This window comes from Nocardioides lianchengensis (assembly GCF_900101465.1).
In the GTDB taxonomy this organism is placed as follows: Bacteria; Actinomycetota; Actinomycetes; order Propionibacteriales; family Nocardioidaceae; genus Nocardioides; species Nocardioides lianchengensis.
In genome coordinates this window covers 360,178-378,290 of record NZ_FMZM01000005.1, presented here as the reverse complement: position 1 = coordinate 378,290, position 18,113 = coordinate 360,178, and the positions used below count along the sequence as shown (strand labels likewise).

At 72.4% G+C, this 18,113-nt stretch carries 16 protein-coding genes and 1 rRNA gene; 4 read left to right on the top strand and 13 right to left on the bottom strand.

All coding sequences use genetic code 11. The features are described 5' to 3' along the window. The 12 genes from BLT76_RS11635 to argC form a co-directional block, all read right to left on the bottom strand. Positions 1-163, bottom strand: a 16S ribosomal RNA gene (locus BLT76_RS11635); the annotation flags it as partial. A gap of 454 nt (positions 164-617) precedes the next feature. Next, the gene (locus BLT76_RS11630) at positions 618-1,202 is read right to left on the bottom strand and encodes a DNA-3-methyladenine glycosylase (protein ID WP_090855570.1); all 585 of its coding nucleotides are present in this window, start codon (positions 1,200-1,202) and stop codon (positions 618-620) included. Continuing rightward, on the bottom strand, positions 1,186-2,607 hold the full coding sequence (argH, locus tag BLT76_RS11625; RefSeq protein WP_090855567.1) for an argininosuccinate lyase: 1,422 nt from the start codon (positions 2,605-2,607) through the stop codon (positions 1,186-1,188). Before argH ends, BLT76_RS11630 begins: the two co-directional genes overlap by 17 nt. After that, complete coding sequence (locus BLT76_RS11620; RefSeq protein ID WP_090855564.1) at positions 2,604-3,074, bottom strand: NUDIX hydrolase; 471 nt, start codon at positions 3,072-3,074, stop codon at positions 2,604-2,606. Before BLT76_RS11620 ends, argH begins: the two co-directional genes overlap by 4 nt. Beyond that, entirely contained in the window at positions 3,074-4,501 is a 1,428-nt protein-coding gene (gene argG / locus BLT76_RS11615) for an argininosuccinate synthase (protein WP_090855559.1), read from the bottom strand. The genes BLT76_RS11620 and argG overlap by 1 nt, the downstream gene beginning before the upstream one ends. Then, the gene (locus tag BLT76_RS11610; protein WP_090855556.1) at positions 4,498-5,049 is read right to left on the bottom strand and encodes an arginine repressor; all 552 of its coding nucleotides are present in this window, start codon (positions 5,047-5,049) and stop codon (positions 4,498-4,500) included. The genes argG and BLT76_RS11610 overlap by 4 nt, the downstream gene beginning before the upstream one ends. Continuing rightward, on the bottom strand, positions 5,046-5,969 hold the full coding sequence (argF, locus tag BLT76_RS11605; protein ID WP_090855553.1) for an ornithine carbamoyltransferase: 924 nt from the start codon (positions 5,967-5,969) through the stop codon (positions 5,046-5,048). The genes BLT76_RS11610 and argF overlap by 4 nt, the downstream gene beginning before the upstream one ends. After that, positions 5,969-7,141, bottom strand: coding sequence for an acetylornithine transaminase (locus tag BLT76_RS11600; RefSeq protein ID WP_090855550.1), 1,173 nt, complete (start codon positions 7,139-7,141; stop codon positions 5,969-5,971). The genes argF and BLT76_RS11600 overlap by 1 nt, the downstream gene beginning before the upstream one ends. Then, on the bottom strand, positions 7,138-8,076 hold the full coding sequence (gene argB, locus BLT76_RS11595) for an acetylglutamate kinase (protein ID WP_090855547.1): 939 nt from the start codon (positions 8,074-8,076) through the stop codon (positions 7,138-7,140). Before argB ends, BLT76_RS11600 begins: the two co-directional genes overlap by 4 nt. Next, on the bottom strand, positions 8,073-9,224 hold the full coding sequence (gene argJ / locus BLT76_RS11590) for a bifunctional glutamate N-acetyltransferase/amino-acid acetyltransferase ArgJ (RefSeq protein WP_090855544.1): 1,152 nt from the start codon (positions 9,222-9,224) through the stop codon (positions 8,073-8,075). Before argJ ends, argB begins: the two co-directional genes overlap by 4 nt. After that, the gene (locus tag BLT76_RS11585) at positions 9,221-9,685 is read right to left on the bottom strand and encodes an ACT domain-containing protein (protein ID WP_170867028.1); all 465 of its coding nucleotides are present in this window, start codon (positions 9,683-9,685) and stop codon (positions 9,221-9,223) included. Before BLT76_RS11585 ends, argJ begins: the two co-directional genes overlap by 4 nt. Then, positions 9,682-10,731, bottom strand: a complete 1,050-nt coding sequence (gene argC, locus BLT76_RS11580) for an N-acetyl-gamma-glutamyl-phosphate reductase (protein ID WP_090855686.1) — start codon at positions 10,729-10,731, stop codon at positions 9,682-9,684. The genes BLT76_RS11585 and argC overlap by 4 nt, the downstream gene beginning before the upstream one ends. A gap of 82 nt (positions 10,732-10,813) precedes the next feature. On the opposite strand from argC, the gene BLT76_RS11575 reads away from it, so the two are divergent. The 4 genes from BLT76_RS11575 to BLT76_RS11560 all read left to right on the top strand — a co-directional run bounded on the left by BLT76_RS11575 (position 10,814) and on the right by BLT76_RS11560 (position 15,009). Then, complete coding sequence (locus BLT76_RS11575; RefSeq protein ID WP_090855538.1) at positions 10,814-11,605, top strand: maleylpyruvate isomerase family mycothiol-dependent enzyme; 792 nt, start codon at positions 10,814-10,816, stop codon at positions 11,603-11,605. Positions 11,606-11,720: 115 nt separating this feature from the next. Continuing rightward, entirely contained in the window at positions 11,721-13,067 is a 1,347-nt protein-coding gene (locus BLT76_RS11570) for an exonuclease/endonuclease/phosphatase family protein (protein WP_090855535.1), read from the top strand. Positions 13,068-13,144: 77 nt separating this feature from the next. Beyond that, positions 13,145-14,185 carry an ATP-binding cassette domain-containing protein gene (locus BLT76_RS11565; protein WP_090855529.1) on the top strand — a complete coding sequence of 347 codons (1,041 nt, stop codon included), beginning with the start codon at positions 13,145-13,147 and terminating at the stop codon, positions 14,183-14,185. After that, positions 14,182-15,009 carry an ABC transporter permease gene (locus BLT76_RS11560; RefSeq protein WP_090855527.1) on the top strand — a complete coding sequence of 276 codons (828 nt, stop codon included), beginning with the start codon at positions 14,182-14,184 and terminating at the stop codon, positions 15,007-15,009. The genes BLT76_RS11565 and BLT76_RS11560 overlap by 4 nt, the downstream gene beginning before the upstream one ends. 4 nt (positions 15,010-15,013) lie before the next feature. Here BLT76_RS11560 and BLT76_RS11555 read toward each other — a convergent pair whose 3' ends face one another. Further along, positions 15,014-18,112 (bottom strand): ATP-binding protein, encoded by a 3,099-nt coding sequence (locus BLT76_RS11555; protein WP_090855523.1) that lies wholly within the window; start codon positions 18,110-18,112, stop codon positions 15,014-15,016. Position 18,113 lies beyond the last annotated feature (1 nt).

Sequence of the window (18,113 nt, the reverse complement as noted above, 5' to 3'; positions counted from 1 at the left end):
AGACCTCGTTTCCGAGGCTTATCCCAAAGTGGAGGGCAGATTACTCACGTGTTACTCACCCGTTCGCCGCTCGTGTACTCCCGAAGGAGCCTTACCGCTCGACTTGCATGTGTTAAGCACGCCGCCAGCGTTCGTCCTGAGCCAGGATCAAACTCTCCGTTGAAAACAACACCCACACACCAACCCAAAGGCCGATGCGTGGAAAAAGAGATGCCTGACAAGACGATACTGACAATTGTCAGAATCATTGTCTTACCAAAGAAACCGTTGACATCACCTCACCTACCGAAGCAGGATCAGATCAGCCGACGGGGCATAACAAACTAATTCGTCGACTATGACACACTGTTGAGATCTCAAGAATCAGACGCGCTCGGATCCGGCCTTTCGGCCTTGCCCCGGGGCAACCTGCAGAAACTTACCGGTTCTGGCTGACCTCGTCAACTCGGTGAGCGACTCGATCTTGCTGAGCTGGTGTTCCTGGCCTTGGACGTGCGGCACCCACGTTGTTTGGCCTCTCGGCCCGAGTGTGGGAGCCGCTTGCCGCGGCGAGATGGAACATTACACGGGCGTTGCAGGCATGCAAAATCGGGGTGGCCATCGCCCCTCGACGTGGTTCAGCGGATCCTCGCGGGCCGGTACGACGACACGCTCGGCTCCCCCGCGATCCAGTAGCGCCACGGACGGTCGGGTGCTCCCCGGAGCCCGACGCGAGGGCCGGTCGAGACCGCGCCCGCCGGCTTGCTCGGCACCAGATGCACCGGGCCGGAGACCAGGTCGACGCCGTCGTGCTCGAGACCCACGGCCAGGGCGCGGCACAGGCGAGCGGGCCCGCGTGCCAGGTCGCGATCGGTGGACCCCGGGCGCCGCTCTCGCGCAAGGTCGACGCCGGCGACCACCTCGCCCGCGCGGAGCAGGACCGCACCGGGATCGCCCTCGTCGCCGGTCACCACGTTGCAGCACACGTGCATGCCGTAGGTGAAGTAGCAGTACAGGCGACCGGCCGGACCGAACATCGCGGCGTTGCGCCGGGTCCGGCCCCGGTAGGCGTGCGAGCCGGGATCGAGCGGGCCGGCGTACGCCTCGACCTCGGTGAGGCGGACGGTGACGCCGGCGTGGGTCAGGTGGGCGCCGAGCAGGCGCGGGGCGACCTGCTCGACCGGCCCGGCGAGGACCGCGAGCAGGTCAGGCGAGGCGTCCACGGTGTCGGGCGATGGCGGCGACCGCCTCGTCGAGCTGCTGAGCGACCCGGCTCGGCGCGGTGCCGCCGCGGCCGGAGCGGGAGGCCACCGAGCCCTCGACCGTGAGCACGTCGCGGACCGCGGGCGTCAGCCGGGGGTCGATCGCGGCGAACTGCTCGTCGCTCAGGTCGGCGAGCTCGATGCCGAGCTCCTCGCAGCGCCGTACGCAGGCACCGGCGAGCTCGTGGGCGATGCGGAACGGCACGTTCTCGCGGACCAGCCACTCGGCGACGTCGGTGGCGAGCGAGAAGCCCTGAGGAGCCAGCTCGGCCAGCCGGTCGCGGTCGAACACGAGGGTGGCGACCATCCCCGAGAACGCCGGGAGCAGCACCTCGAGGGTGTCGACGGAGTCGAAGACCGGCTCCTTGTCCTCCTGCAGGTCGCGGTTGTAGGCGAGCGGCAGCGCCTTGAGGGTGGCCAGCAGCCCGGAGAGATTGCCGATGACCCGGCCGGCCTTGCCGCGGGCCAGCTCGGCGATGTCGGGGTTCTTCTTCTGCGGCATGATGCTCGACCCGGTCGACCACGAGTCGTGCAGCGTCACGAAGCCGAACTCGCGGGTCGACCACAGGATGACCTCCTCGGCCAGCCGGCTGACGTCGACGCCGACCTGGGCGGCCACGAAGGCGAACTCGGCGACGAAGTCGCGGGCCGCCGTACCGTCGATGGAGTTGGCGCTGGAGCCGGTGAAGCCGAGCTCGCGGGCGACGCCCTCGGGGTCGAGGCCCAGGCTCTGGCCGGCCAGCGCGCCCGAGCCGTACGGCGAGTCCGCGGCGACGCGGGCGTCCCAGTCGAGAAGACGGTCGACGTCGCGCAGCAGCGGCCAGGCGTGGGCCAGCAGGTGGTGGGCCAGCAGCACCGGCTGGGCGTGCTGGAGGTGGGTGCGGCCGGGCATCACGGTCGGGACCGGGGCGAGGTGGTCGCGGGCCTGGGCGACGAGCACGTCGGCGAGGTCGAGGACCAGGCCGCCGACGGTGCGGGCGTGGTCGCGCAGGAAGACCTTGAACAGAGTCGCGATCTGGTCGTTGCGGCTGCGGCCCGCGCGGAGCCGGCCCCCGACGTCCGGACCGACCTCCTCCAGAAGCAGTCGTTCCAGGGCGCCGTGGACGTCCTCGTCGGAGGGGTCCGGTCGCAGGTCGCCGGCGGCGTACCGCTCCCCCAGGGCGTCGAGGCCGCGGAGCAGCTCGGCGTGGTCGGCGTCCGCGAGCAGGCCGGCGCGGTGCAGGGCGTTGGCGTGCGCCCGGCTGCCCGCCAGGTCGTACGGCGTGAGCCGCCAGTCGAAGTGGGTCGAGCGGGACAGCGCGTCCAGCTCCGGCGACGGGCCGCCCTCGAAGCGTCCGCCCCACAGCTTGCCGGTGTTGGTGCTCACGTGTCTCCTCGTACGGCCGCGATCGCGGCTTCCATGATGTCGGGCAGGTCGGGCGACGCGGCGGAACCGTCGGCCCGGAGGGCATCGGGGGTCCACCAGCCCGCGGCGAGGACGTTACCGACCTCCGCCTCCTCCAGGCGCGCGAAGCTCACCTCGGTGCCGCGGTCGAGCGGCAGGGCGAACAGGGTGGTGTCGCTGAGGTAGTCGACGCCGTCCCACGTGAACGGGTACTCGCCCCGGTGCAGTGGCGAGCTGAGCAGGTCGGCCGTCACGACCACGCCGGTCTCTTCGACCAGCTCGCGCAGCGCCGCCTCCTGCAGCGACTCCCCCGCGTCGACCGCGCCGCCGACGCTGATCCAGTGCAGGTCGCCCGGGCGGGCGGGGTCCTGGCACTGGAGGAGCAGCACCTCGCCGGTGGCGCTCACCGGCAGGACGCGCGCGGCGACGCGGCGGACGGGGTCGGTCATCAGTCGGTGCCGAACTCCATCGCGGCCGCGTCGAGCGCCTCGTCGTCGAGCTCGTCGCCGACGGGGCTGGCGATGACGTCGCGACCACCCGCGGGCAGCTCGCCGAAGAGCGTGCCGTTCTCGACCAGCACCTGGCCCTGCTCGACGGGCTGGTCGGCGTACATCTCCAGCTTCCAGCGGGAGTCGGCGATGTCGAGGTTGCGCATCGTCAGCTGGCCGATCCGGTCGGTCGGGCCGAAGGCGGCGTTGTCGGTGCGCTCCATCGAGAGCTTGTCGGGGTGGTACGAGAACGCCGGGCCGTCGGTGCGCAGGACGGTGTAGTCCTCGCCGCGGCGCAGCCGCAGGGTCACCTCGCCGGTGACGAGGGAGGCGATCCAGCGCTGGATGGACTCGCGGATCATCAGCGCCTGCGGGTCCAGCCAGCGGCCCTCGTAGAGCAGCCGGCCGAGCTGGCGGCCCTGGGCGGTGTAGTTGGCGATCGTGTCCTCGTTGTGGATCGCGTTGAGCAGCCGCTCGTACGCCGCCCACAGCAGCGCCATGCCCGGGGCCTCGTAGATGCCACGGGACTTGGCCTCGATGATCCGGTTCTCGATCTGGTCGGACATGCCGAGGCCGTGCCGGCCGCCGATCGCGTTCGCCTCCATGACCAGCGCCACCGGGTCCGCGAACCGGACGCCGTTGATGGAGACCGGACGGCCCTGCTCGAAGGCGACCGTGACGTCCTCGCTCGCGATCTCGACGCTCGGGTCCCAGAACTTCACGCCCATGATCGGCTCGACGGTCTCCAGGGAGACGTCGAGGTGCTCGAGGGTCTTCGCCTCGTGGGTGGCGCCCCAGATGTTGGCGTCGGTCGAGTAGGCCTTCTCCTGGGAGTCGCGGTAGGGCAGGTCGTGGGCGACCAGCCACTGGCTCATCTCCGTGCGGCCCCCGAGCTCGTGGACGAACTCGGCGTCCAGCCACGGCTTGTAGATGCGCAGCTGCGGGTTGGCCAGCAGGCCGTAGCGGTAGAACCGCTCGATGTCGTTGCCCTTGAAGGTCGAGCCGTCGCCCCAGATGTCGACGCCGTCCTCGTGCATCGCGCGGACCAGCAGGGTGCCGGTGACGGCGCGGCCGAGGGGGGTGGTGTTGAAGTAGGTGCGACCGCCGGAGCGGATGTGGAAGGCGCCGCAGGCCATGGCGGCCAGGCCCTCCTCGACCAGCTGGGTGCGGCAGTCGACGGCGCGGGCGATCTCGGCGCCGTACTGCTTGGCGCGGTCGGGCACGCCGGAGATGTCGGGCTCGTCGTACTGGCCGATGTCGGCGGTGTAGGTGCACGGGACCGCGCCCTTGTCGCGCATCCAGGCCACCGCCACGGAGGTGTCCAACCCCCCGGAGAAGGCGATGCCGACGCGCTGGCCGACCGGGAGGGACGTCAGGACCTTGCTCACGTGTGGACTTCCTTCTTGTCGTGGTGCTGCTTGTCGTAGTGGTGGTCGGCGAGGGAGAGGAACCTCCGGGCGAGCGCGTCGCCGCCCTCCGGGTCCCGGCCGATGACCAGGACCGTGTCGTCGCCGGCGATGGTGCCGAGGACCTCGGGGAACTCCGCCTTGTCGAAGGCGGAGGCCAGGAACTGCGCGGCGCCCGGCGGGGTGCGAAGGACGACCAGGTTGGCGCTGCTCTCGGCGCTGACCAGGAGCTCGCCGCAGAGCCGGGCCAGGCGCGCCGAGGCCGCCGCGGTCTCGCCGGGCGCGGCGGGCCGGCGGTCGCCGCCCTCCGCGGGTACGGCGTAGACCAGCGCCCCCGAGGAGGCCCGCACCTTGATGGCGTCGAGCTCGACCAGGTCGCGCGACAGCGTGGCCTGGGTGACCCGGACGCCGTTCTCGGCGAGCAGGTCGGCCAGCTCGGTCTGCGACCGAATCTCATGGTGGGTAACGAGGTCGACGATCTGCTGGTGCCGTGCGCCCTTCGTGGCCGGCCGGAGCGCGGACTCGCTCACGGGTGCTCCAGCAGGTAGGTCAGGATCGCCTTCTGCGCGTGCCGGCGGTTCTCCGCCTCGTCCCATACCACGCTCTGCGGACCGTCGATCACGTCGGCCGCGATCTCCTTGCCGCGGTAGGCGGGCAGGCAGTGCAGCACGACCGCCTCGGGCTGCGCGTGGGCGAGGAGGTCCGCGGTCAGCGACCAGGGACCGAAGACGACCTCGCGGGCGGCCGACTCCTCCTCCTTGCCCATCGACACCCAGGTGTCGGTGACCACGACGTCGGCACCGGTGACGGCGGCGACCGGGTCGGGGACCGCCGTGGCCGAGCCTCCGGTGGTCGCGCCGATCGCGTTGGCCCGGTCGAACATCGCCGGCGACGGGACGTAGCCCTCGGGCGCGCTGACCCGCACGTGCATCCCCGCGGTGGCGCCGGCCAGCAGCCAGGAGTTGCCCATGTTGCACGCGCCGTCGCCGACGAAGGCCACGGTCAGCCCGGCCAGCGGGCCGACGTGCTCACGGACGGTGAGCAGGTCGGCCACCAGCTGGCAGGGGTGGAACTCGTCGGTCAGCGCGTTCACGACCGGGACACCGGCGTGCTCGGCCATCAGCTCGAGGTCGGACTGCTCGAAGGTGCGCCACACGATCGCGGACACCTGACGGCCCAGCACCCGCGCCACGTCCTCGACGGACTCACGGATGCCGATGCCCGCGAGGCGCCCCTCGACCAGCATCGGGTTGCCGCCGAGCTCGGCGATGCCGGCGCCGAACGAGACCTGGGTGCGCAGCGTGGGCTTGTCGAAGACCATCGCCACCGACTGCGGGCCGGCCAGCGGGCGGGCGTCGTACGGGGAGGCCTTGAGGGTGGCGGCCAGCTCCAGGACCTCGGCCTGCTCGGCGGGGCTGAGGTCGTCGTCGGCCAGGAAGTGCCGGGTCATCAGGAACCCGCCTGCGCGTACGCCGCGTCCAGGATCGCCGGCCAGGCCGCGAGGAACGCCTCGGCGTCGTCGCTGGTCAGCACCAGCGGCGGGGCCAGCCGGACCCGGTTCGGGGTGGGGTTGTTGAGGATGAACCCGTGCTCCAGCGCGGCGGCGAACACGTGGGCCGAGACGTCGGCGCTGAGGTCGAGCCCGATGAGCAGGCCCTCGCCCCGGACCTCGGTGACCCGGGGGTCGGCGGCCAGGCCGTCGCGGATCTTCTGGCCCAGCACGGTGACGTGCTCGAGCAGGCCGTCGTCCTCGATGGTCCGGATCACGGCGAGCGCGGCCGCGCAGGCGACCGGATTGCCGCCGAAGGTCGTGCCGTGGTTGCCGGGCTCGAACAGCTCGCCGGCCGCGCCGAGGCCGACGCAGGCGCCGATCGGGAAGCCGCCGGCCAGGCCCTTGGCCAGGGTGACGATGTCGGGCGTGACCCCCTCGGAGGCGAGCCAACGGCCGGTGCGGCCCATGCCGGTCTGCACCTCGTCGAACCACAGCAGTGCCCCGTGCTCGTCGGCGATCGCCCGCGCGGCGGCGAGATAGCCCTCCGGCGGTACGACGACCCCCGCCTCGCCCTGCATCGGCTCGAGCAGGATCGCGGCGGTCCGCTCCGAGACCGCGACGGCGAGGGCCTGCGCGTCGCCGTACGGGACGAAGACGACGTCGCCGGGCAGCGGCTCGAAGGGCGCGCGGTAGGCCTCCTTGGAGGTCAGCGCCAGGGCGCCCATCGTGCGGCCGTGGAAGCCGCCCTCGGCGACCACCACCTCGGTGCGGCCGGTACGGCGGGTCAGCTTGAACGCGGCCTCGTTGGCCTCGGTGCCGGAGTTGGTGAGGAAGACGTGACCGGGGCCGCCGCCGGCCAGCTCCAGCAGCTTCTCGGCCAGCTCGACCTGCGGGCCGGTGGTGAAGAAGTTGGAGACGTGGCCGAGCGTCTGCAGCTGGGTGGTCACGGCCTCGACCAGGGCCGGGTGGGCGTGGCCGAGCGCGTTGACGGCGATGCCGCCGAGCAGGTCGACGTACTCCCGGCCGTCGGCGTCCCAGACGTGGGCGCCCGCACCACGGACCAGCGCCAGCTTGGGCGGGCCGAAGGTGTTCATCAGCGAGGCGGCGTACCGCTCGTGGAGGTCGGTCACGGGGTGTCCCTCACCTTCCGGGTCTTGGTCTCGACACCCGGGAGGACCTGGGTGCCGACGCCCTCCTTGGTGAAGAGCTCGAGGATGACGGCGTGCGGTTCGCGGCCGTCGACGACGGTGGCCCGCGGCACGCCCTCCTGGACGGCCTTCAGGCAGGCGCCCATCTTCGGCACCATCCCGCTGGCGAGGGACGGCATGATCTCGGCGAGCGACTCGGGGCTGATCTCACCGACCACGTCGGTGGGGTCCGGCCAGTCGAGGTAGAGACCCTCCACGTCGGTCAGCACCAGCAGCTTCTCGGCCTTCAGCGCGACCGCGAGCGCGGCGGCGGCGGTGTCGGCGTTGACGTTGTGGACGACGCCGTGGACGTCGGGGGCGACGCTGGAGACGACCGGGATCCGGCCGGCCTCGATCAGGTCGAGCACCGACTCCGGGCGCACCCGGCTGACCTCGCCGACCAGCCCGAGGTCGACCTCCTCGCCGTCGACGATCGTGTTGGTCGGCTCGGCCGTGAACAGGCCGGCGTCCTCGCCCGAGCAGCCGACCGCCAGCGGGCCGTGCTCGTTGATGAGCCCGACCAGCTCGCGCTGGACCTGGCCCACCAGGACCATCCGGACGACGTCCATCGCCTCGGGCGTCGTGACCCGCAGGCCACCGCGGAACTCCGACTCGATGCCGAGCTTGGCCAGCATCTGGGAGATCTGCGGGCCACCGCCGTGCACGACGACCGGCTTGAAGCCGGCGAAGCGCAGGAAGGCGATGTCCTCGGCGAACGCCCGCTTGAGCGTCTCGTCGGTCATGGCGTTGCCGCCGTACTTCACCACGACGATCTTGCCGTGGTACTGCTTCAGCCACGGCAGGGCGCCCGCGAGGGTGCGGGCCTTGGCCTGGTCGGGCTTGCTGGTGTCGAAGGCACCGCTGGTCGAGTCGTTCATGACGAGTACGCGCTGTTCTCGTGGACGTAGGCGTGGGTCAGGTCGTTGGTCCAGACGGTCGCCCGCTCGGACCCGGACTTCAGGTCGATGGTCACGCTCACCTCACGGGGCTTCAGGTCGACCGTCTCCGGGTCGGCGTGCGGGGTCGAGGAACGGCAGACCCAGACGCCGTTCATCGCGACGTCGAGGTCGGCGGGGTCGAACCGCGCCTGGGTGGTGCCGACGCTGGCCAGCACCCGACCCCAGTTGGGGTCGTTGCCGAACACGGCGGCCTTGAACAGGTTGGAGCGGGCGACGCTGCGCCCCACCTCCACCGCCTCGTCCTCGGTGGCCGCGTTGAGCACGGTGATCGCGATCTCGTGGTCGGCGCCCTCGGCGTCCTTCAGCAGCTGCATGGCCAGGTCGGTGCAGGCCTGGGTCAGCGCCTCGGTGAAGTCGGGCAGCGAGGGTGTGATGCCGCTGGCGCCACTGGCCATCACCGTGACCGTGTCGTTGGTCGACATGCAGCCGTCGGAGTCGAGCCGGTCGAACGAGACCCGGGTCGCGGCGCGCAGCGCGGCGTCGAGGTCGGCGGCGGGGACGACCGCGTCGGTCGTCAGGACCACCAGCATGGTGGCCAGCTGCGGGGCGAGCATGCCGGCGCCCTTGGCGATCCCGCCAACGCTCCAGCCGGCGCCCTCGACCACGACCTGCTTGCTCACGGAGTCGGTGGTCATGATCGCCTCGGCCGCCTGCGGGCCGCCGTCCGGCGCGAGGGCGTCGTACGCCGCGTCGACGCCGGCGAGCAGCTGCTCGCGGTCGTTGGCGAGCCCGATCAGGCCGGTCGAGCAGACGACGACGTCGATCGCGCCGATCCCGAGGTGGGTCGCGACCCGCTCCGCCACGGCGTGCGTGGTCTGGAAGCCGTCGGGGCCGGTGTAGCAGTTGGCGCCGCCGGAGTTGAGGACGACTGCGCGGACGGTGCCGTCCTTCACGACCTCCTGGCTCCAGAGGACCGGGTTGGCCTTGCAGCGATTGGCGGTGAACACGGTGGCCGAGTCGTACGTCGGGCCGGCGTTGACGACGAGCGCGACGTCCTTGGCCCCGGTGGACTTCAGGCCGGCGGGGACGCCGGCGGCGGTGAACCCGGCGGGGGTGGTGACGGTCATTTCTTGGGCTTCTGCTTCCTGGGGGTGGACTTCACGGGCTTGGCGGGCACGGCGAGGGCGACGGTGTGCCCCCGTCGTCGCCAGGCCTCGGCCGCCCTCTCCGCGTCCGTGAGCGGCACCAGGATCCAGTCGGTGTCGTAGGTCGACAGGGTGAAGACGCTGATGCGCTCCTCGGCCAGCGGCGTGAGCAGCTCGACCAGGACGCCGACCAGCTCGAAGTCCAGCGGACCCTGGACCGCGAACGCGGTGAGGCCCTTCTGGGCGACCTGCTTGGTGGGCACGTTGCGCCCGGCGCAGACCAGCGAGGTCTCGGTCGCCGTGGCGGTGATGGAGAACAGCGAGGACGACTCGGCCCAGGTCGGGATCTCCGAGCCGGGAGGCAGCCGGACCACGGCGAGCTTCTCGGGGAACTGCTGCAGCGTGTACGTCGGCTGCTCGGTCGTCTCGGTCTGCTCGGTCACGGCGCGATCCCCACGGTGGTCAGGCCCAGGCCCTCGTCGAGGCCCAGGGCGAGGTTCATGCACTGCACGGCGGCGCCGGCGGTGCCCTTGGCCAGGTTGTCGACCGCTCCCACGGCGACCATCCGGCCGGCGGCGGCGTCGACGGTCACCTGGACGTGCACGGCGTTGGAACCGATGACGGACTTGGTCTGGGGCCACTGCCCCTCGGGGAGCAGGTGCACGAAGCGCTCGTCGTCGTACGCCTTCGCGTAGGCGGAGCGCAGGTCGTCGGGGGTGACGCCGGGCCTCAGCGGCGCCGAGCAGGTCGCGAGGATGCCGCGGGACATCGGGACGAGAAGCGGCGTGAAGCTCACGCTGACCGTGCCGCTCTCCTCGCCGAGCAGGCCGGACAGGTTCTGGGTGATCTCGGGGGTGTGGCGGTGGGTGCCGCCGACGCCGTACGCGCTGGCGTTGCCCATGATCTCGCTGCCGAGCAGGTGCGGCTTCGCCGCCTTGCCGGCGCCGCTGGTGCCGGACGCGGCGACCACGACCACCTCGGGCTCGACCAGGCCGGCCGCGACGGCGGGCGCGAGGGTCAGCGTGGAGACCGTCGGGTAGCAGCCGGGAACCGCGACGCGGGTCGCTCCGGCGAGCAGCGCGCGCTGACCCGGGAGCTCGGGCAGGCCGTAGGGCCAGGTGCCGGCGTGCTCACCGCCGTAGAACTGCGCCCACGCGCCCGGGTCGGCCAGCCGGAAGTCCGCGCCGCAGTCGACGACCACGGTGCCCTCTCCGAGCTGGGCCGCGATCGCACCGGACTGGCCGTGCGGGAGGGCCAGGAAGACGACGTCGTGGCCCTCGAGCACCGACAGCTCGGTCGGCTCCAGGATCCGGTCGGCGAGCGGCACCAGGTGGGGCTGGAGCCCACCCAGGGGCTGGCCCGCATTGGACGCGCCGGTCAGGGCGCCGATCTCGACCTGAGGATGGGCCAGCAGCAGCCGGAGCAGCTCGCCACCGGCGTAGCCGCTCGCGCCGGCGACGGCCACGCGGGTCTTCGTTGACATGTGCATGACCATACAGCGCCATGCATGAGCATGTGAAGTCGGGGTGAAGGCGCTCGCCGATGTCGGCCCGGCGGACTAGGTTCCGCCCGTGGAGTACCCGACCTTCCTCGACCACATCCGTCGCGAGTCCGCCCGGTTCCGCGCCGTCCTCGCCCCCTGCGACCCGGCCGCCCGGGTCCCGGCCTGCCCCGACTGGGACGCGGCCGACCTGCTCTGGCACCTCACCGAGGTGCAGTGGTTCTGGGCCCACGTGGTCCGGACCCGGCCGGCACCCCCGGACGAGGAGCTGCCCCGCCCCGCGCGGTCGGCGTCGTACGACGGGCTGCTGGCGGCGTTCGACGAGCACTCGGCCGCCCTGGTGCACGAGCTCGAGGCGGCCGGCCCCCACGCGGCGGCCTGGCACTGGTCCCCCGTGCAGACCGTCGGCACCAGCTTCCGCCGGCAGGCGCACGAGGCGCTGATCCACCGCCTCGACGCGGAGCAGACCGCCGGGACGGTCACGCCCCTGGACGCGGCCCTGGCCGGGGACGGAGTGCTCGAGGTGCTCGACGTGATGTACGGCGGGGACGCCCCCGCGTGGGGACGCGTCGAGGTCGGCACGTCCCTCCTGCGCCTCGACCTGGTCGACCTCGGCACCGCGATCTGGGTCCGTCCGTCGATGTTCTTCGGCACCGACCCGGGGTCCGGCAAGGTCTACGACGGTCCGCACGTGCAGGTCGTGGACGATCCGGGCAGCCCGGCCCATGCGGTGATCGCCGGCAGCGCGGCCGACCTGGACGCCTGGCTCTGGCGGCGCCGCGACGAGGAGGGCATCGCGGTGAGCGGCGACCCGGCGACGTACGACGCCTTCCGCGCCTGCGTCGACCAGCCCCTCGACTGAGCGCGAGCTTCCCGAAAGCGCCCCCGCGCACGCGGGCATCTCGCTAAGGTCGACGGCTGGGCCGCCGACAGACCCGACGAGCGCCCACGACCCTCGATGCTCCCTGGAGTCACTCATGCCCGCTCGTCCGACCGCCCGCCTCGTCCAGGCACTCACGGCCCTGCTGCTGCTCGCGTTCGTGCTCGGCACCGCGCCCGCGCAGGCCGGGGTGGCCACCACTGCGCTGGAGCGACGCAACACCAACCCGACCGGCACCAACGCCGGCAGCCCGGCGAACGGCGTCGGTGGCCTGGGGCTGAGCCTGGCGAGCCTGCCGGACGGCCGAATCAAGGTCAGCTGGAAGCGGCCGGGGCCGGTCAAGCGCCTCAAGCACTACGTGCTCACGGTCGGTCCGAGCCGTCGGCTGGACCGCGACGTCAAGACGTACAAGGTCAATCGCCGCAAGACGTCGATCGTCGTCGCGCGAGCCGTCGACGCGCTGCCGACGTCCGGCAACTACTCGTTCGTGCGGATCTCGGCCATCCGCAAGAAGGGCACCAAGGGCGGCAGCCCCACCAAGTGGATCCAGGCGCCGCTGACCTTCCCCTGCACCGCGCTCCCCCAGGACCGGGTCACGGTCGGCACCTTCAACGTCCGCACCTGGAAGGGCGACACGACCGACAAGCCGAAGGGCCTCGGCTGGAACCTCCGGGGGCCCAACGTCATCAAGGACATCCGGCGCAGCGGCGCCCGCGTGGTCGCGCTCCAGGAGGCCAGCGGCAAGGAGGGCATGGGCAACGGGTCGGTGCGCCAGCACCAGTGGATCATCGATCGGCTCAACGAGGCCGACGACTCCGCCGCCTGGGTCGACGGCGTGGACAACTCGTACTACGGGGTGCTCGGCGGCCTGACCGGCACCCGGATCATCTACGACGCGAACGTCTACACCGAGCTGGCCCAGGGGCTCTCCCGGGTCACCGACCCGAAGGCGCCCCTGGACTCCCTGATGCCCTGGGTGCGGCTGCAGGCCACGAGTGGCACCCAGGCCTCGTTCGTCGTCACGTCCAACCACCTGCGGGTGGGCGAGACCCGCGGCGACTTCGACATCCGCGGTCGCCAGACGGCCAAGACGCTCGGCTTCCTGAAGAGCCTCCGCAAGGCCTTCCCGAGCGACCAGATCGTGGTCGCGGGTGACCTCAACTCCACGGCCAACACGATGCCCTTCAACAACGTGCAGCGTGCCCTGCTCAACGCGGGTCTGTACGACACCTACGCCACGAGCGCCCTGAAGGGGGCGCACATGCCGACGTCGAACCTCTATAAGTTCCCGCTCGGCCCCTCGCCGCACCGGCGCGACTACATCCTGACGTACGGCGGCCCGCGCGGCTCCTGCGGCTACACGAACCTCTACTTCACCGCGAAGTCGCAGACGTCCTCCGACCACTTTATGCAGGTCGCGTCGGTGCCGCTGCGCCACCTCTGAGGAACCCAGGCACCGGGGGGCGGTCCGTGAAGGCGCCGTGAAGGCGCCGTGAAACCGGGCCGCCCCACCCTGGGGGCATGACAGCACTCCCCTCCTCCCTGGCCCCCACCGCCCTGGCCGACACCGACCTGGCCGGCACCGACCTGGCGGTCACCGCGACCGGCCTGGTCAAGACCTTCGGCTCCCATCGCGCCGTGGACGGCGTCGACCTCGAGGTCCGTCGCGGCGAGGTGTTCGGCGTGCTCGGTCCCAACGGGGCCGGCAAGACCACGATGATCCGGATGCTCGCCACCCTGCTGCCGATCGACGGCGGCACGGCGTCGGTCTTCGGCGTCGACGTCCGCGAGCAGCCACACATGGTGCGCCAGCTGGTCGGCGTGACCGGCCAGTACGCCTCGGTCGACGAGAACCTCACCGGGCGCGAGAACCTCTGGCTCTTCGGCCGGCTGCAGGGCCTGCGCTCGGCGCGGGCCCGGGCGACCGCCGACGACCTGCTCGAGCGCTTCGGCCTCACCGAGGCGGCCGACCGGCAGATCTCGACCTTCTCGGGCGGCATGCGCCGCCGCCTCGACCTCGCGGCCAGCCTGATCTCGCGTCCGCCCCTCATCTTCCTCGACGAGCCGACCACCGGCCTCGACCCGCGGACCCGGGGCCAGATGTGGGACACCATCCGCGACCTGGTCCGCGAGGGCAGCACCGTGCTGCTGACGACCCAGTACCTCGACGAGGCCGACCAGCTGGCCGACCGGATCGCCGTCATCGACCGCGGCCTGAAGGTCGCCGAGGGCACCCCCGACGAGCTGAAGACCTCGGTCGGCAGCTCCTCGCTGCAGTTGCGGATGTCCAACGAGGCCGACACCGCCGCCGCGCTCGAGGTCGTCCGGCGGGTGCTGGGTGAGGAGCCCGTCCTGACCCCGGAGCACGGCGGCCTCAACGCCTCGCTCAGCGACGCCAACCAGGCCGCCGACGTCCTGATCGCGCTGCGCCAGTCCGGGCTGTCGATCGCGGCCGCCACCGTGCAGAAGCCCACCCTCGACGAGGTGTTCCTGGCCATCACCGGCCACGGCACCGACGAGGACACCACCACTCCCGACCTCACCCCGGAGGCGACCCGATGACCACCCTGACTGCCGAGCACGAGACGGTCCTCGTCGAGGACCGCACGCTGGCCCCCCGCCCGACGCTCGCCGAGACGCTGAGCCAGACCGTGTCGATGGCCTGGCGCTCGACCAAGAAGATGCGGCGCAACCCCGAGCAGTTCTTCGACGTCACGATCCAGCCGCTGCTGTTCACGGCGATGTTCGCCTACATCTTCGGCGGCGCGATCTCCGGCAGCGTCGCGGACTACCTGCCGGTCATCATCCCCGGCATCCTGGCCCAGACCGCCCTCACCGCCTGCATGGCGACCGGCATCCAGCTGCGCGAGGACATGGACAAGGGCGTCTTCGACCGGTTCAAGTCGCTGCCCATCGCGCGGATCGCCCCGCTCGCGGGCCCGGCCCTCGCCGACCTGCTCCGCTACGGCACGGCCGCGACCCTGACCATCCTGGTCGGCCTGGCCATGGGCTACCGGCCGGGCGGCGGGGTGCTCGGCGTGCTCGCCGGCTGGGCGCTGACCATCGTCGCCGGCTGGTCGCTGGCCTGGATCTTCACCTATCTCGGCACCATCGCCCGCAGCGCCCAGGCCGTGCAGGGCATCTCGATGATGATCATGTTCCCGCTGACGTTCCTGTCCAACGCCTTCGTGCCCGAGAGCACCCTCCCGGGCTGGCTGCAGGCCTTCGTCAAAGTCAACCCGGTCTCGCACGTCGTCTCGGCCGTCCGCGACCTGATCAACGATGGCAACGTCACCGGCGAGGTCGCCTGGGCACTGCTCGGCTGCGCCGTCGTCGTCGCGATCTTCGCGCCGCTCGCCGTGCGGAGCTACGCCCGGAAGATGTGAGTCGTCACGGAACGAGCCGGACGACCAGGCGTCGTACGTCGTCGCGGAGCTCGTGCGGACGGCGCTCGCCCAGCGCGTCGGCGGCAGCAGTCAGTGCGCCGGGGACCAGGTCCTCGGCGCGCTGCTGCGCCCAGGCCCAGTCGAGGCTCGGCAGCATCCGGTTGTAGGCGAAGCGGTCGGCTGTCGCGATCAGGGCGGCGGCGTGCTCCCCCGGGCCCTCCGGGCGGGTGAGCTCCCACAGGCCGAGGGCGTAGACGACCGAGCCGACCACCGGGTAGTCGAGGTACGGCGCCTCGACGTCGAGCGCGAGTCCGGCCCGCTCGACCAGCCCGGCGTGCAGCGACCGGCCGGAGGCCCGTTCGCCGCTCTGGATGTGGGCACAGAGAGCGGCGGCACTCGGGTAGAGGACCCACGGGGAGAAGCCCGTGGGCAGCGCGTTGCCCGGGAAGGTACGCCGCTCGAGCTCCGCGATGCCGGCCCGGTACGACGCCAGCCCCTCGCCGACCTGCCCGCGGGCCAGTGCGACCTCGGCCCGACCGCACAGGATGCTGATGGCCCCGCCCATCAGCGACTGGCCCCCGTCGGTGGCCGCGATCTCCTCGAAGATCCGCTCCGCCTCGTCGACCCGCCCGGACCGCAGCGCCGCGATCGCGAAGACCGAGCGGGTCTGCCCGGCGTCCTCGTCGGCCCCGAGCGCGACGAGGTCGGGCAGCGCGGCCGCCGCGAGCCGCTCGGCCTCCGCGATGTCGCCGGCGGAGAGGGCCAGGCTGGCCAGCTGGGCGGTCGTCAGGGCCCGGCCCCAGGGCCCGTCCTCGACGGTCCACAGCGCCAGGGACCGCTCGCCACGCTGCCGGGCCAGGGCCAGCTCGCCGGCATTCTCGTAGACCTGGCACGCCCACTGCAGCGCGATCCGCGCGACGAAGGGGTCGGGGTCGTCGCAGAGCGCCTCCATCGCGGCCGGGTCGTCCTCGCTGCCGCCCGTCGCCAGCAGGCCGCGGACCATGCCCGCGACCCGTGGCTCATCGCCCGGGCCGAGCTCCTCGAGCCGGGCCATCGCCCGCTTCGACGTCTCGTTCGCGAAGATCATCGCGTTCACGACCACCGCGCTAAGGACCGCGCGCAGCACGACCCCGAGGTCGTCGCGGAGCTCGGCGTCGTGCAGCACGTCCTCGACGGAGTCCGCCATCCCCACCACCTTCAGGTGGGCGCCCTCGATCGACCAGAAGCCCATCAGGGCCGCGGCGAGGACGACGACCGCGTCGGCGTCGCGGTCGGCCAGCGCCCGGCGCAGGGCGTCGACCAGGTTCCCCTCCTCGACCCGGACCGCCCGCATCACGGCCACCTGGTCGACGGTGAAGAGCTGGGGAGCGAGGGCACCGGCGAGACTCGTCGCCCAGGCGCGCAGCCCGGTCGTCGCACCGGCCTCCTCGCCGGCCTCCTGCAGCCGGAGCCGGCCGAACTCGCGCACCGTCTCCAGCAGCCGGTAGCGCAGCCCGTCGCCGGTCTCATGAACGGTGACCAGGGACTGCTCGACCAGCCGCTCCACCAGGTCGAGGGCGTCCGGCGAGCCCACGACCGCGACCGCGCCGTCCAGGGCGAAGCCGTCGCGGAAGACCGACAGCCGGCGCAGCGCGGCCCGCTGGTCGTCGGGCAGCAGCGCCCACGACCAGTCGATGACGGCGAGCAGCGTCTGATGCCGCTCGGGAGCGTCGCGACTCCCTCCGCGCAGCAGCGTGAAGCGGTCGTCGAGGCGACGCGTGATCTCGGCGACGGACATGACACGGACCCGGGCCGCGGCGAGCTCGACGGCCAGCGGCAGCCCGTCGAGCCGCTCCACCAGGGACCGGACCTCCCCGTCGTCCAGACGTACGCCGGGCCGCGCGGACGTGGCCCGCTCGCGGAACAGCTCGACGGCGTCGTCGGTGCCGAGCTGCGGCAGCAGGTAGACCCGCTCCGCGGCCAGCCCCAGCGGCGAGCGGGTCGTGGTGACCACGCTCAGCTGCGGGGTGCGGGCCAGCAGCTGGGCGACCAGGTCGGCGGCGGCCTCGACGACGTGCTCGCAGTTGTCGAGAACCAGCAGTGAGGGCGCGGTGCCGATCCGGTCGACGATGCGGGCGAGCAGGTCGGTACGGCGGGCCGCCTCGCTGACCCGGGTGACGTAGGAGTCGCGCACCCCGAGGGTGTCGCCGACCTCCGCGGCGACGCCCTCCGGCGAGGTGACGCCGACCAGCTCCACGAAGTGCACCGTCGCCTGCTCGGCCCGCCGGCCGAGCAGGTGGGCCAGCCGGGTCTTGCCCAGCCCGCCGGGCCCGACGATCGAGACCAGCCTTGAGGAGCGGGTCATCGCGGCCAGGGCGGCGAGGTCGTCGTCGCGACCGATCAGCCGCGACGCGTCGTACCGGAGTCCCTCGCGGACCGGGTGGTCGCGGGCCAACAGCTCGGCGTGCAGTGCCTGCAGCTCCGGGCCGGGGTCGACGCCGAGGCGGTCGGCGAGGTTGCGGCGCACCTCGTCGTACCGCTCCAGGGCCGCCGGGACGCCGCGGACGGCAGCCTCGCTGCGCAGCAGGGCCAGCAGGGTGGGCTCGTCGGGGGCCGAGCCGTCGAGGACGGTCAGCGCCTCCTCGTGCTCGCCGAGGACGGAGAGCGCCCGGCCCAGCAGCCGGGTCATCGCCTCCCGTGCGGTGCGGGCGGTCGCGCGCAGGGTGGCGAGCTCGCCCTCCCCGGAGTCGGCGATCCGCTGCCCCGTGACGATGCGTGCCGCCGCGGCGGCGCCGGCCCAGTCGCCGCGGCGCTCGGCGTCGTGGGCGGCCAGCGTCGCCCGCCGTACCTCGGTGACGTCGCTGTCGACTGGGCCGAGGCGGTAGCCGTGGGGCGCCCGGACGACGGCGTCCGCGCTGGTCGCCGTGCGCGCGCGCGAGACGACGACCTGGAGCGCCTTGACCGGGTTGGCGGGGACGTCGTCGCCCCAGATCTCGTCGATCAGCCGCTCCTCGCTCACGCCCTCGCCGGGCGCCGAGGCGAGGGCGGCGAGGAGGGCGTGGGTGCGCTCCCCCGCCACCGGTGACCCGCGCCAGCTCACGGCGTCGAGCAGGCGCAGGTCCACG